Here is a 14385-nt window from a genome sequence, read left to right as displayed (position 1 = left end):
ATCTTTAAAATCAGTTTTTCTATTTGACAGATCACCGTCACATGGAATAATAATATAGAAGTATTATGGAATAATAATATAGAAGTATTAATGAAGAAAAAATTTAAATGTGAGGAGCCTATTTCATGGCAACCAAAACAGTTAAGAAGACAACAAAGACGGCGCCAAAGAAAAAGACAACGCGTCGTCGTGCTAAAGTAAAAAAGAACCTGGTGATCGTGGAATCACCATCAAAGGCAAAGACCATTGGCCGTTTTCTCGGTCGCTCATATAAGGTTGTTGCTAGTCTTGGTCACGTTCGCGATTTACCAAAGAGCCGGATGGGTGTCGACGTTGATAATAATTATCAGCCAGACTATATTTCAATCCGTGGCAAGGGTGACGTGATTAAGGAATTACGGAAGGACGCTAAGAACGCCAAGGCCGTTTACTTGGCATCTGACCCCGACCGTGAAGGGGAAGCTATTGCCTGGCACGTATCAAACATCCTCAAGCTTGATGATGACCAAAAGAACCGGGTTACCTTTAATGAAATCACTAAGGATGCGGTTAAGAACGCCTTTAAGGAACCACGGACCATTAACATGGACTTGGTTGACGCTCAGCAAGCACGGCGGGTCCTTGACCGTCTTGTTGGTTATTCAATTAGCCCAATTCTGTGGAAGAAGGTTAAGAAGGGGCTTAGTGCTGGACGTGTCCAGTCAGTTGCCCTGAACCTGATTATCCAACGGGAAAATGAAATTCGGAACTTTAAGCCGGAAGAATACTGGACGATTGATGCTGACTTTAAGCACGGTAAGGATAAATTTACGGCTACTTTCTATGGTCAAAATGGCAAGAAGGTTAAGCTAGCTAATAATGATGAAGTGCAAAAGATCCTTGGTAAGTTAGATAAAAAACAAGACTTTACGATTACCAAGGTAACGAGAAAGGAACGGCGCCGGCAGCCACAGCCGCCATACACGACGTCAACCATGCAACAGGACGCTAACCGTCGCCTTAATTTCCGGACCCGGAAGACAATGATGGCAGCTCAGATGCTGTACGAAGGAATTGACATTAAGCAGGGAGCTGCAGTCGGGTTGATTACTTATATGCGGACCGATTCGACGCGGATTGCTTCAGTTGCTAAGCACGAAGCATCCCAGTTCATTCATGAGCAGTACGGTGGTGAATACGCAGCCGTTAAACCAATCAAGGGGAAGCTGCCAGAAGGAGCACAGGATGCGCACGAAGCCATCCGTCCAACCTCCGTTCACCGGACACCGGCGCAAATGAAGCCATTTTTGACTAATGACCAGTATAAACTCTATAGCTTAATCTGGTCCCGCTTTGTGGCTAGCCAGATGACGCCGGAAGTCATTGATACAATGAACGTCAACCTCCAACAAAACGGGGTTGATTTCCGGGCTAATGGTTCAAAAGTCAAGTTCCCAGGGTTCACAAAGATTTACAAGCGTGGCGATGACAAGGATAATATCTTGCCAGAATTAAACGAGGGTGACCAGGCACGGATGATTAGTGATAATCCAGCCCAGCACTTTACCCAACCACCGGCTCGTTACACTGAAGCGGCACTTATCAAGACCCTTGAAAGCAATGGTGTTGGCCGTCCTTCAACCTACGCTCCAACACTTGATACGATTCAGCGGCGGTACTATGTTCGGCTTGTTTCCCGTCACTTTGAGCCAACCGAACTCGGAGAGATTGTTAACCGGATCATCGAAAAGCAGTTCCCTGACATCGTGAATGCCAAGTTTACTGCGGATGTTGAAGGAGAGCTGGACCAGGTTGAAGCTGGTAAGCAAGACTGGGTCAAGGTAGTCGACAGCTTCTACCAACCATTCTCAAAAGAGGTTAAATCCGCTGAAGAGCAAGTAGCCAAGATCCAGATGAAGGATGAGCTTGCCGGGATTGACTGTGACATCTGTGGTGCACCGATGGTGGTAAAGATGGGGCGGTATGGTAAGTTTTACGCCTGCTCCCGTTTCCCTAACTGCCGGAACACGAAGGCAATTGTTAAGGATACTGGGATTACCTGTCCTGTCTGCGGAAAAGGAACAGTGGTCGAACGGAAGTCGAAGAAGAACCGGGTATTCTATGGCTGCTCCCGTTACCCTGACTGCGATTTTGTTTCATGGGATAAGCCAATTGGCCGTAACTGTCCAAAGGATGGCCACTTTTTGGTTGAGAAAAAGGTCAAGGGCGGCAAGCAGGTTATCTGTCCAAATGGTGATTATGAAGAAGCAGTACAAAAATAGTGAAAAGCTAGTAAAACTGTTAGGTAAAGTTTTACTAGCTTTTACTTTATAATTGCTTGAAAGCGCTATTCTGATCTGGTATTGTGCAGGTGAAGGATTTTGGATATACTGTATGTTAAACGCTTATCAAAAAGGGAGCCTGAATATGATTACTTTGCAGAATGACGAATTAACGGTTGAAATCAATAAACTTGGCGCACAGCTCCACAGCATTAAGCGGCGTGATAATCAGATTGAGTATCTCTGGCAAGGTGACGCTAAGAGCTGGGGACGGCAAGCACCGATCCTCTTTCCGTTTGTTGGACGGTTGAAGGATGACCAGTACCGTTTTAATGGCCAAAGTTATCACCAAACCCAACACGGTTTTGCACGGGACCGTCAGTTTACAGTAATTAACCAGCAAACTGACCAGGTATTATTAGAACAGCGGGATGATGATGAGACTCATAAGGTGTTCCCATTTGACTTTGTCCTTCAAGTCCGCTACCGTCTCGATGGTGACCGCTTGTCAATCCAATACCAAGTTGACAACCCCGGTGACCATTCATTAATTTATGCCATCGGTGCCCATCCCGGTTTTAACATGCCGTTGACTAGTGCGGGCACTTTTGAGAATATTCAATTTAGTGTTGAGCCGGCCGAAGAATATTCACGTGTTGTTCTTCACGGACCATACAATGATTCTGGCCATCCCAAATTGATTGATATGCATAAGCCTTTCATGTTGAACCATGAATTATTTAATAATGACGCGATCATTTTCAAGACAGGGGGGAGTGACTTTGCGGCGACGCTAACTGACCAGACTGGTCAGCATGGTGTCACTGTGACAACGAAGGGTACTAAGTATGTGGGCCTGTGGTCTGCCTACCCAGCCAAGGCAAACTTCGCCTGTGTTGAGCCGTGGTGGGGAATTGCGGATAATGTCAATGCGGACGGCTTGCTGTTGCATAAGCAAGCAATGTCACGGTTGGCACCTGGTCAAAGTGCTGATTACCACTTTAGTATTAGGCCATTCTAAAATAAGATTAAATTACTAAAGGTCCAGAGTGCAGCTATAATTGCCGCGCTCTGGACCCTTTTTGAAAGTACATATTGATTTGCTTTTGACCTGGCTATTTCTGGCGCTTTTGCTGAAGGTAATAAACAAGGCCAAAATGAACTAGCGATTCTTTACCAGTAAAGATTCGTTTAATATTGCTTTTATGACGGTAGAGAACCACGGCAGTCAGTACACCAGCAACCAGGGATAGGATCCAATCGTGGATGCACAGGGCAATAATGAAGATTGAAGTAATGCCAATAATGCTGGCGGCACTGGCCATAGATGTCAACAACATTGTGCCGATGAAGATTGCACAGGCGAGGCCAAACAGTGGCGGGTTATACGCTAGTAAGATCCCAGCACTAGTAGCAACAGCCTTGCCACCGTGGAAGTGGTCAAAAATAGAAACCGTATGCCCAAGGGAAGCGAATAACCCGATTATAAGTGGGTTAACGGAATGACTGACACCAAGCATATAAGGCTGACTAGCAGCTAATGTCCCTTTCAAGATATCCATGAAGAGGACCACCACCCCAGCTTTGGGGCCCAAAGTCCGGAATGTATTGGTAGTACCGATATTGCCACTGCCTAGCTTTCGAATATCTTTATGGTAGAATATTTGTCCAATCCACAGGCCAGAAGGAATTGAACCTAGCAAGTAGGCAATCACAACCATCCCGACGATTTTTATTATCATAATTAAAATGCTCCTCAAAATAGTTTGCTTATCAAATAATTAGGATACCATGAAATCTTAAGTGACGGTAGCTTTACCAGCAAAATTAAGAATCGAGTTTGCGAAAAAACGGGAATTTGAGTATTATCAATACTGTAACTATTTTACGGTGACCGGCTAAGAAAAGTTGCTAGTGCTTGCTGGCCATGGTAAAATTATTTTATCGAACATATGTTTACTAATGATATGGGAGGTCATGTTGGTGACCACGAAAAAGGTTAAATATGATGAATCATCAATCCAAGTGTTGAAAGGACTTGAAGCCGTCCGTAAGCGGCCCGGAATGTATATTGGGTCAACCGATGCGCGGGGTCTTCACCACTTGGTTTATGAAATTGTTGATAACGCTGTTGATGAGGCATTATCTGGTTACGGTGATGAGATTAGCGTTACGATTGAAGCCGATAATTCGATTACGGTTCAGGACCATGGTCGGGGGATGCCAGTGGGGATGCACGCTTCTGGCAAACCAACCCCCGAAGTTATTATGACGGTCCTTCACGCTGGTGGTAAGTTTGGCCAGGCAGATGGCTATAAGACTTCTGGTGGTTTGCACGGGGTTGGTGCTTCCGTCGTCAACGCTCTTTCTACTAAGCTGACATTAACAATTGTCCGTGACCACGTTCGCTACCAGGAAAAGTTTAAAAACGGTGGGCAGCCCGTGGGCACCCTTAAGAAGCTTGGCAAGACGCGGGAGGGCAGCGGAACAACTGTTTCATTTAAGCCGGACCCGAGCGTCTTTACCACTACTACTTATGACTACAACACCCTTGTTAACCGTCTGCGCGAGTCAGCCTTCCTCTTAAAGGGAATTAAGATCATCCTGACTGATAAACGGCAGGGTCAAGAGAAGCAGGACGTTTTCCAGTTTAATGATGGGATCCAAGAGTTTGTTTCCTACCTAAATGAAGGAAAGGATACCCTGGGCAAGATCCTATACTTTGATGGCAAAGATGAAGGGGTCGAGGTTGAAGTTGCAGCCCAGTATAATGACGGTTATTCTGAGACCTTACTATCCTTTGTTAACAATGTCCGGACGCCTGATGGTGGTACCCATGAGGCTGGTTTTCGGAATGCGTGGACAAAGACCTTCAATGAATATGCAAAGCGGGTTGGCCTGCTGAAGGACAATGCAAAGAATTTGGAAGGTAGCGATGTCCGAGAAGGGTTAACAGCCGTTATCTCTGTCCGGATCCCGGAACGTCTTCTCCAATTTGAAGGACAGACAAAGGATAAGCTGGGAACACCAGAGGCGCGGAAGATTGTCGACAATATTGTCAGTGAACAATTAAATTATGCCCTGATGGAAAACGGCGATTTCGCCCAGATGTTGATTCGCAAGGCGCTAAAAGCGCGTGAAGCACGTGAAGCTGCCCGCAAGGCACGGAACCAAGCGCGTGGCGGTAAGCGGAAGAGCCGGAAAGAACGGAACCTCTCTGGTAAACTGACGCCAGCGCAGTCCAAAAATGCCCAAAAGAATGAGCTATTCCTTGTCGAAGGTGATTCCGCCGGTGGCTCAGCCAAGCAAGGTCGTGACCGTAAGTACCAGGCCATTTTGCCATTACGGGGCAAGGTCTTGAACACTGAAAAGGCCAAGCTTGACGATGTCTTAAAAAACGAAGAATTAAACACAATCATCTACACGGTTGGTGCTGGTGCCGGTTCTGAGTTTGACGTCGAAGACTCTAATTACGACAAGATTATCATCATGACGGATGCCGATGACGATGGTGCCCACATCCAAATCTTGCTGTTAACCTTCTTCTATAAGTACATGCGGCCGATGATTGAAGCAGGCAAGATTTACATTGCCTTGCCACCGCTCTACTGTTTACAGCAGGGTCGGGGTGCAAAGACGAAGATTACCTATGCTTGGACCAATGAAGAACTGACGAAGTTAACCAAGAAGATGGGGAAGACGGCTCAGCTCCAACGGTTTAAGGGCCTTGGGGAAATGAACGCTGACCAGCTTTGGGAGACAACCATGAATCCAGAAACCCGGACACTGATTCGGGTGCGGATTGAGGATGCCGAGTTAGCTGAACGGCGAGTAACTACCTTGATGGGTAATAAGGTTGAACCACGGCGGGAATGGATTGAAGATAATGTTCAATTTACCCTTAGTGATGACCAAGAATCAGATGAATTGGTTGCAAGCAAGAAGCATTTGAAACAATAGATAGAGTAAGAGAAAGGAACCAGTTTTGTGAGAGACGCAAAGATTGAAACCATGTCGCTCGAACAGTTAATGGGTGAGCGCTTTGGTCGTTATTCCAAATCAATTATCCAGGAGCGGGCCCTGCCGGATATTCGTGACGGGTTAAAACCGGTGCAGCGGCGGATCCTGTACGCGATGAATAAGGATGGCAATACTTACGATAAGGGCTTCCGGAAGTCGGCAAAGTCCGTTGGTAATGTCATGGGTAACTTCCACCCCCATGGTGACAGTTCAATTTACGAAGCCCTGGTTCGGCTTAGTCAGGACTGGAAGCTACGGGAACCGCTGGTTGAAATGCACGGTAATAATGGGTCGATGGATGGTGATCCAGCTGCCGCAATGCGGTATACAGAAGCCCGTTTAAGCAAGATTGCCGGCCTAATGCTTCAAGATATTGATAAGGATACCGTTGAAATGACGTTGAATTTTGACGATACAGAAAAAGAACCAACGGTCTTGCCAGCACGGATTCCTAACTTGCTTGTTAACGGTGCAACTGGTATTTCGGCTGGTTACGCAACGGAAATCCCTACCCATAATCTGGGTGAGGTCCTGGATGCTCTGATGTACTTGTTAAAGCACCCGGATGCAAGCCTTGATAAGCTAATGGAATTTGTCCCGGGTCCTGACTTCCCAACTGGTGGGATTGTTCAAGGGGTCGATGGAATTAAGAAGGCTTACCAAACAGGCCGTGGACGGATTGTCGTGCGGGCAAAGACTGAAATTGTTGACCTTCGTGGCGGTCGTCAACAGATTAACGTGACGGAGATTCCATACGAGGTTAATAAGGCCCAATTAGTAAAGCGGATCAACGATTTGCGCTTAGCCAAGAAGGTTGAAGGAATTGTTGAGGCACGTGATGAGACTGACCGGAGTGGTTTACGGATTGCGATCGAGTTGAAGCGTAACGCCAATGCTGAGGGGATCTTAAACTACCTGTTGAAGAATACCGACCTCCAGATTAACTATAACTTTAATATGGTGGCGATCGACGACCAGCGACCAATGCGGGTGGGGTTAAAACATATTTTGACCTCGTACTTAGCATTCCAAAAGGAAGTCGTTCGGCGGCGGACCAACTATAACTTAAAAAAGGCCCAACACCGGCTTCATATTGTTGAAGGGCTGATCAAGGCCCTGTCAATCCTTGACCAGGTTATTAAAACCATCCGGGCAAGTAAAAACCGGAAGGATGCAAAGCAAAACTTGGTTGACCAGTATGACTTCACTGATGAACAAGCGGAGGCAATTGTTACCTTGCAATTGTACCGGTTGACTAATACCGATGTGACAGAGCTGGAAGATGAACAACAACACCTGAATGATTTAATTGATGAGTATCAATTGATCTTGTCCAATGATGATGAACTAGCAAAGGTTGTCCAACGGGAAATGAAGGCAGTTAAAAAGGAATTTGCCAACCCACGGCGGACCAAGATTGAGAACCATGTTCAAAAACTTGAAATTGATACGAAGGTTACCGTTGCCGATGAAGACTGCGTAATCCTTGTATCACATGCCGGGTATATTAAGCGGAGTAGCATTCGTTCGTTTAAGGCTTCTTCAATTGATGAGAATGGCTTACGGGAAGATGACTACCCACTCTTTGTTGCCCATACGAATACATTGGCCCACCTTTTCATGTTTACTAACCTAGGACACGTGATCTACCGGCCAGTCCATGAATTGGCTGATGCCCGGTGGAAGGATACTGGTGAGCACATTTCGCAGACAATCGGCCTAGCGGAGGACGAAGAGATTATTAAGGCCATGGTCTTTGATAAGCTTGAATTACCGGGTACCTTCATCTTTGGTACATCGGATGGTCAAGTTAAGCAGTCCGCCTATACTGACTACCGGCCTGGTTCACGTTACAAGAGCCATGCTAGCGTTGCGGTTAAATTAAAGAGCAAGGACACACGGGTAGTGAGTGTCGATTACTATGAACCTAGTGACGAGAACCGGTCGTTACTGGCAATTAGCCGTGATGGTTATGCAGTCCGCTTTGATATTGCCGATGTTCCGGTTACGGGGATTCGAACCGCTGGTGTACGGGCAATTAACCTCAAGGATGATGACGTATTAGCCGATTTGGTAATCGTTGCTGATGGTCAACGGGTTGCATCAATTACACAACGTGGTGCATTTAAGGAAATGCCGGTTGATGAAATTGCGGTTGGTGCTCGTGCCCGCCGTGGTGAATTAGTTCTCCACCGGTTGAAGAGTCATCCGCACAGGATCGCGGACTTCCTAGCCTACGACGCCGACTTTGCGGGGTCCTTTGAAGTGATAACTGACCGACCACTCTTCCAGGATGTGGCAGTTAGCGACCACCACCTTGGCTCAATTAAGTCCAATGGTACCTTTGTGATTGATACTGAAACACAGGGGCAACCAGTAAAAATTCGGGTTAAAGAGACGAATGTCTTAAATGATCCGGAGCAACAATCATTGTTAAATAAGTAATTAATAAAGGAGGGAACTAGTTTACTGATGCTGGTTCCCTTTTGTTTAAAATGAGGTGAATACGATGGGGATAGTTGAACGCCAAGTACAGTTAGCAGCGCGCGAGTTGATTTTACCCCGGTACGATGACCTGCCCCGGTTAGGGCTCTATTTAGAACAGGTAACGCGTTATGTGAACAGTACTTTTGATAGCGTACCGGACCTCCATCTTTCTAGTACGACCGTTAGTAGTTACGTCAAACGGGGGCTAGTGGAGCACCCGCAAAACCGCCGTTATGGTCGTGACCAACTAGCACGTTTAATTTTTATTGCCGCTTGTCGGCGGGCTCTGGGAGCCGATGATTTGCGTTTCTTATTACAGGTTCAGGAACGGACGCATGATTTTAAGACGGCATATGACTACTTCTGTGCTAAGCTGGAGGAGAATTATAATTATGCATTTGGCCTCCGTCCGGATTTACCAGAAATTGGTACCGAAGATAGTGAAGAGAAGCGGGTACTTGATAACCTGCTGCGGATGGTGGCATGTCAACTCTACTTACGGAGCTACCTTGACCAGGCCCGTGAGAATCATAATTCTTAAGGAGGGTTAATATGGCATATGTAGCGGATGTTCGGGCAGCGGTCGGTCACCGGCCCCTTATTTTTACTAGTGCATCGGGTGCACTGGTGAATGATCGACAAGAAGTTTTATTGCAGGAACGTGCGGACACGGGCGATTGGGGTTTCCCAGGTGGTTACATGGATTTTGGTGAAACCTTTGCCCAAACGGTCCAGCGTGAATTCAAGGAGGATGCTGGGATTGCGGTGACCCCGGTTAAGCTGTTGAAAATGCAAGATGACGACCAGTATACGTACCCGAATGGTGACCAGGTGCAGCCGGTTAATGCTTTTTACCTGGTTCGGGCGGTGGATGATCACCACTATGCGGTTAAACCATCAGAGACGGTAACCACGAAGTACTTTTCAATCGCAGGTGAACCACCACATTTCTTTAATCGTCAGCATGCCAAAATGTGGCAAATATTGAAAAAATATTTTGAAGGGCGGAATTAATTGACCAATATTTCGCACCCGGTACTTAATCATGATAGAATAGTTATTGAATAATTCTTCACAACGGTTCTTGTTAGGCCAGTGGAAGGAAAAATGGAGGAATCACTATATGGAAAAAGAATTAGTCTTTGGACACCAAAAGCCAGATACTGACGCAATTACAGCTGCGATGGCTTTCTCATACTTCCAAAACCAACTTGGTTATGAAACAGAAGCAGTTGCTTTAGGTGAACCAAACCCCGAAACCGAATATGCATTAAACAAGTTTGGCATGAAGGCACCCCGGGTGATCAAGACTGCTGCAAATGAAGTTGATAAGGTAATGCTGGTTGACCATAACGAACCTCAACAAAGTGTTAGTGACATTGACAAGGTAACGGTTACCCACCTGGTTGACCACCACCGGATCGCAAACTTCAATACTGCTCAACCACTGTGGGCAACTGTTCGGCCATATGGTTGTGTTTCAACAATCTTAACTGAAATGTTCCAGCAAAAGCACATTGACATTCCTGCTAACTTAGCTGGGATGATGCTTTCTGCAATCATTTCTGATACCCTGCTGTTAAACTCACCAACAACGACTGACCATGACCGCGAAGCCGTTGAGTACCTGGCAAAGGTTGCTGGTGTAGCTGACTACAGCAAGTACGGGGTTGAAATGTTGAAGGCTGGTGCTAACGTTGATGCTAAGTCTGATACCGAAATCGTTGATGGTGATGCCAAGACCTTTGAACTTGGTGGCACTAAGATGCGGATCGGCCAAGTAAACGCCGTTGAATTGGAAGATGTCTTCAAGCGTCAAGCTGACCTTGAAAAGAAGATGAAGGAATTAATGGACCAAAATGGTTACCAACTCTTCATCTTAATTGCAACGAACATCCTGAACAGTGATTCAGAACTGCTGGTTGTTGGTGACAACAAGGACAAGGTTGAAGCAGCCTTTAACCACAAGTTGGACGATAACAACCGGATGAACCTGCCAGGGGTTGTATCACGGAAGAAGCAAGTGGTACCGCCATTGACGGATGCATTTGAAGGCTAATAAGAGATAAACCAAATAAAAACTGGACTAACGCTAGTAGCGCTGGTCCAGTTTTTATTTGGTTTAAAATACTACGTAACCGCTGTAATAAAGCTTATATTGAAGGGTGGTCCACAATCTTAACTGGTAAAATGGTAGTTCCACCGGCAATTCGTCCATCTTCGACCTGGGTAAGCAAGCGGTGGGCCGCATAGTTGCCCATTAACTCCATATCTTGTTTTAAGAGGAAGATACCGTTACCGACGTATTGGGACCATTCCCAATCGTCAAAACTGATTAACCCAAAATCCTTGGGAAAGGTGAGGTGGTGTTCCCTGAAAATACTCAGAAGGTCAAACAGTACTGGCCCCATCAAGGAAATAACAGCGGTTCGACCGCTTAGCTGAGCGAGTTGGTGGGTAAAGGCGGACGAAAGCCACTGACGGTCGTGGCCACGGGTTTCAATATTATGGTAAGAGAGGCCAAAATCATTTGCGGCGGTCTCCAATCCGGCAATTCGTGGGATCTGTCCGGAGGCTTCTGCAAAGTGGGCGCTGATGGCAATAATATTGTCGTAGCCACGATCGACGAGGAGCTTGCCAAGGCGGTAACAGGCATCCTTATTGGCACTAGTTACTGTCCCAACGTTTACGGGTAAGTCCCAAACTTCCCGGTCAACGATTTCGAGGGGGATGTTAGACTTAACGACATTGGCAAACTGGTTAAAGTGTCCTGAGTTAGGTTGAACTATAATCCCATCAACTTGTTGCTGGTAGAGCCGTTGTAGAGCTCGTTTTTCAGTATCAAGCGAGTTATTAGTATTCATCAGTAAGATGTCATAGCCGGCCTGCTTGAGTACGTCATCAATTCCCTTGGCGAGGAGGGAGGAGAAGGGGTTTGAAATATCACCGACTAAAACACCAATCACGTGGCCCTGATTTTGGCGGAGCCGTTGGGCCGAGGCAGTTGGTACAAAGTGTAGTTTGCTGATCACGTCCTCTACCCGTTTACGGGTTGCTGGACGCATTTTTTCATAGTGGCCATTAATAATTCTAGAGACCGTGGTAACGGAGACGCCAGCTGCTTTCGCAACGTCTGCGATAGTCACGCGTTGACTCATATTTTCATCATCCTTAAAAAGTTACTATTACTAGAATACCATTAGTTGCTAAAGTAGAGATAGTGAAATTTAATTGTAATTGTCGATTGTAACGATATATTTACCGCTTTGAAGAAAATCTTTCAAAAGCTATTTTAGTAGAGGTTAGAAAATGGATATTAAAATTGAAGAACTTTTTCCTTCTTCGTGTGAAATTAAGGAAAGTGGAATTGTAATTGTAATTATTGTTAATCATGATTCTCGTGGTTCTTTCCAGGTTAATGGAAATGAGGGCACATTCAGGCAAAGCGATATCCTCGTTTTAGGGTATAACTAACGGATTAGAATAAAATACCGGTCGAAAGCAATGAATTTTACAAAGATTTCATTATCAGCCTCTTTTTTAATGACCCGGCCTGTTACTCAATGAACGATTCGCTGAATGACTTAAGGGAGAGTCCAGCAGCGATGGCTCCCTGATTGAACATCCCCGCTCCCATTTGGCGCATTGATTTTAAAATGTTATCCATTTTTTTGACATCTGATCACCTCATTTTAATTTGTCACGCGTAACTTAATTTTAGTTTAGCCTGGGGCGGAAACCATGTCTATATCAAGGGATGAAGTAGAACAGGATCGGCAAAAGATGTTCCAGATTTGGGAATAGTAGGAAGAAAAATGGTGAAGAAAACAACTCGTCAGCAGGGAAGTCGCGACCTATTATTTTTAGGCCTCTGCCGCTTACTGAAGGCGCACCGGTTAAATGATATTTCCGTATCGGCTCTCTGCCAGGAGGCGAAGGTCGGACGTACGACCTTTTACCGCTATTATCATATTCTTGCTGATATAATCATCGAACGTTACCGGCAGGAAATTAATGCTTTGATGGCTGCCTGCCACGGTAAGCAGCCCCCGGCGACGCAAATTTATCAGGTGTTTTTGGAATCCTGCCGGTTTTGTGCTAAGTACCCTAACTTGGTCTATGCTAATTATTCAGCCCCGATGTTAATGAACGTAGTCCTCCAGTCAAAACTTCAAGATACTGCAATTAACTTTGATCGGGAGGTTAGCTACCCGGCAAAAGTATTTTTAGCCGGGGCGTAAATAGCACAATTATGCAATGGTACCAAGCGGGGATGAAGGAGAAATCGGAAAAAGTTGCCAGTCGCCTGATGAGGTATTCGTAGATTTCTTGACACTTAATAGTTAGGAAACGGATGAGTCAGGTAGTTCATCATAATAAAAAAGAACCATTCAGAATTTTAAATAAAGTTCTGAATGGTTCTTTTTTAGGGATCTTTTGGTATGAATTTATGAGTTAAGTAACTAAGTATCGCAAAAAATGACAAATTACCGGTCAAGAAATGCAAAGATTAATTAAGCGCTTTTAGCTAATCTTATAGTTGATCAGTTTGGAGGAATGAAAATGAAAATCAATGAAATCTTGAAAAGTATTAAAGCCTACCATCCCGATCTCGGTGCCGATTATACCGGGTGCGATGGCGTTAAGTTTGGTAATACAGACCAAGAATGTACGGGGGTTGTTACCGCACTAGTACCAACAGTCGATGTTATTAAAAAGACGGCTAAATTAGGTGCTAATTTGTTATTTGTACATGAAACGGTTTCCTATCTGACACCTGATTGGCCCGAGTGGAAAGCTGACTTTGACTGCAAAGTGTATGATCAAAAGATTAAGTTAATTAAGGATAATAATATTGTGCTGGTTCGTGACCATGATCATATGCATGCAAATAAACCCGATAGTATTTTTCACGGTGTTCTTAAATATTTAGAGTGGTTACCTTATTTAGACAAAAAACAGCCCATTCCTTTTGGCTACACGGTTAATTTTCCCCAACCAAAAACGTTGCGGCAGATAAGTGAAGAATTAATCGAAAAAATTGGGCTAAACGGATTACGGTATGTCGGAAATCCTGATGATCAATTTGAGCGGTTATCTTTTACCGGTCATATTTATCCCGGTGCATTCATTTCAGCACATTATAAGGATAATGGCTCATGGACAGATTATACGACAGAAATTATTAGGACAATGCAGGAAAACGATGTTCATTTAATAATTCCAGGCGAAACGGTTGATTGGACGGTGCTTTCCTATATCCGCGATGGCCTGCAACTTGGCCAGCAAATGGCCTGCATTAATCCTGGTCATTTTAACTTTGAGGAGTTAGGGGCCAAGTACGCTAAAGATTGGCTTGGTGACCTAACTAAGCACCAAGTTCCGATCAAGTATATTCCAAGTGATGATTTATGGCATTATCAATTAAATGGTGGAGGAAAATAAATATGAAATGGCAAAGCTCGTTTAGCTATTTACCCATTAACTATCGTTCGACCCTTGCAGTGGTTAAGGACCTCCAGCAGGATGTTACATTAAGAGGTGCCGTGGTATTTTGGCAAGCCATTGGTCAAGGTGAGTGTTAACACATTCGGCAGTACGATGATGAATGTTAAGA

General features: G+C 45.1%; 13 protein-coding genes. 11 read left to right on the top strand and 2 right to left on the bottom strand.

What is annotated here, in order from left to right; translation table 11 throughout:
- The first annotated feature begins 125 nt into the window (after window positions 1-125).
- Together topA and QOS07_RS03405 are read left to right on the top strand one after the other, a co-directional pair.
- The gene (topA, locus tag QOS07_RS03410) at window positions 126-2261 is read left to right on the top strand and encodes a type I DNA topoisomerase (protein WP_283587605.1); all 2136 of its coding nucleotides are present in this window, start codon (window positions 126-128) and stop codon (window positions 2259-2261) included.
- 145 nt (window positions 2262-2406) lie between these two features.
- On the top strand, window positions 2407-3282 hold the full coding sequence (locus QOS07_RS03405) for an aldose 1-epimerase family protein (protein ID WP_283587604.1): 876 nt from the start codon (window positions 2407-2409) through the stop codon (window positions 3280-3282).
- A 94-nt stretch (window positions 3283-3376) separates the two neighbouring features.
- On the opposite strand, the gene plsY is transcribed toward QOS07_RS03405, so the two are convergent.
- Window positions 3377-4003 (bottom strand): glycerol-3-phosphate 1-O-acyltransferase PlsY, encoded by a 627-nt coding sequence (plsY, locus tag QOS07_RS03400; RefSeq protein ID WP_283587603.1) that lies wholly within the window; start codon window positions 4001-4003, stop codon window positions 3377-3379.
- Between the two features lie 241 nt (window positions 4004-4244).
- On the opposite strand from plsY, the gene parE reads away from it, so the two are divergent.
- From parE to QOS07_RS03375, 5 genes are all read left to right on the top strand, one after another.
- On the top strand, window positions 4245-6221 hold the full coding sequence (gene parE / locus QOS07_RS03395; RefSeq protein ID WP_283587602.1) for a DNA topoisomerase IV subunit B: 1977 nt from the start codon (window positions 4245-4247) through the stop codon (window positions 6219-6221).
- A gap of 27 nt (window positions 6222-6248) precedes the next feature.
- Window positions 6249-8726 (top strand): DNA topoisomerase IV subunit A, encoded by a 2478-nt coding sequence (gene parC / locus QOS07_RS03390; RefSeq protein WP_283587601.1) that lies wholly within the window; start codon window positions 6249-6251, stop codon window positions 8724-8726.
- A gap of 64 nt (window positions 8727-8790) precedes the next feature.
- Window positions 8791-9309, top strand: coding sequence for a DUF1836 domain-containing protein (locus QOS07_RS03385; protein ID WP_283587600.1), 519 nt, complete (start codon window positions 8791-8793; stop codon window positions 9307-9309).
- Window positions 9310-9320: 11 nt separating this feature from the next.
- Window positions 9321-9782 carry an NUDIX hydrolase gene (locus QOS07_RS03380; protein WP_283587599.1) on the top strand — a complete coding sequence of 154 codons (462 nt, stop codon included), beginning with the start codon at window positions 9321-9323 and terminating at the stop codon, window positions 9780-9782.
- A 109-nt stretch (window positions 9783-9891) separates the two neighbouring features.
- Window positions 9892-10827: a manganese-dependent inorganic pyrophosphatase gene (locus QOS07_RS03375; protein ID WP_283587598.1), complete on the top strand. Its 936-nt coding sequence runs from the start codon at window positions 9892-9894 to the stop codon at window positions 10825-10827.
- A gap of 94 nt (window positions 10828-10921) precedes the next feature.
- On the opposite strand, the gene QOS07_RS03370 is transcribed toward QOS07_RS03375, so the two are convergent.
- Complete coding sequence (locus QOS07_RS03370) at window positions 10922-11926, bottom strand: LacI family DNA-binding transcriptional regulator (RefSeq protein ID WP_283587597.1); 1005 nt, start codon at window positions 11924-11926, stop codon at window positions 10922-10924.
- 151 nt (window positions 11927-12077) lie between these two features.
- On the opposite strand from QOS07_RS03370, the gene QOS07_RS03365 reads away from it, so the two are divergent.
- From QOS07_RS03365 to QOS07_RS03350, 4 genes are all read left to right on the top strand, one after another.
- Entirely contained in the window at window positions 12078-12242 is a 165-nt protein-coding gene (locus QOS07_RS03365) for a hypothetical protein (RefSeq protein ID WP_283587596.1), read from the top strand.
- A 341-nt stretch (window positions 12243-12583) separates the two neighbouring features.
- A complete protein-coding gene (locus QOS07_RS03360; protein WP_283587595.1) occupies window positions 12584-13009 on the top strand; it encodes a TetR/AcrR family transcriptional regulator in 426 nt (141 codons plus the stop codon).
- A gap of 322 nt (window positions 13010-13331) precedes the next feature.
- On the top strand, window positions 13332-14213 hold the full coding sequence (locus tag QOS07_RS03355) for a Nif3-like dinuclear metal center hexameric protein (protein WP_283587594.1): 882 nt from the start codon (window positions 13332-13334) through the stop codon (window positions 14211-14213).
- Between the two features lie 2 nt (window positions 14214-14215).
- A complete protein-coding gene (locus QOS07_RS03350) occupies window positions 14216-14353 on the top strand; it encodes a hypothetical protein (protein ID WP_283587593.1) in 138 nt (45 codons plus the stop codon).
- Window positions 14354-14385: the final 32 nt, after the last annotated feature.

Origin of the sequence: Limosilactobacillus viscerum (genome assembly GCF_947387525.1) — a bacterium.
Taxonomy (GTDB): domain Bacteria; phylum Bacillota; class Bacilli; order Lactobacillales; family Lactobacillaceae; genus Limosilactobacillus; species Limosilactobacillus viscerum.
Note: the sequence above shows the minus strand (reverse complement) of the source record. Positions and strands in the feature narration are given on the sequence as shown.

Bases quoted from the DNA above. Each gene is read 5' to 3' on its own strand.
- topA (WP_283587605.1), top strand. From the start codon at position 126: ATGGCAACCAAAACAGTTAAGAAGACAACAAAGACGGCGCCAAAGAAA.
- QOS07_RS03405 (WP_283587604.1), top strand. From the start codon at position 2,407: ATGATTACTTTGCAGAATGACGAATTAACGGTTGAAATCAATAAACTT.
- plsY (WP_283587603.1), bottom strand. From the start codon at position 4,003: ATGATAATAAAAATCGTCGGGATGGTTGTGATTGCCTACTTGCTAGGT.
- QOS07_RS03385 (WP_283587600.1), top strand. From the start codon at position 8,791: ATGGGGATAGTTGAACGCCAAGTACAGTTAGCAGCGCGCGAGTTGATT.
- QOS07_RS03380 (WP_283587599.1), top strand. From the start codon at position 9,321: ATGGCATATGTAGCGGATGTTCGGGCAGCGGTCGGTCACCGGCCCCTT.
- QOS07_RS03375 (WP_283587598.1), top strand. From the start codon at position 9,892: ATGGAAAAAGAATTAGTCTTTGGACACCAAAAGCCAGATACTGACGCA.
- QOS07_RS03370 (WP_283587597.1), bottom strand. From the start codon at position 11,926: ATGAGTCAACGCGTGACTATCGCAGACGTTGCGAAAGCAGCTGGCGTC.
- QOS07_RS03365 (WP_283587596.1), top strand. From the start codon at position 12,078: ATGGATATTAAAATTGAAGAACTTTTTCCTTCTTCGTGTGAAATTAAG.
- QOS07_RS03360 (WP_283587595.1), top strand. From the start codon at position 12,584: ATGGTGAAGAAAACAACTCGTCAGCAGGGAAGTCGCGACCTATTATTT.
- QOS07_RS03355 (WP_283587594.1), top strand. From the start codon at position 13,332: ATGAAAATCAATGAAATCTTGAAAAGTATTAAAGCCTACCATCCCGAT.
- QOS07_RS03350 (WP_283587593.1), top strand. From the start codon at position 14,216: ATGAAATGGCAAAGCTCGTTTAGCTATTTACCCATTAACTATCGTTCG.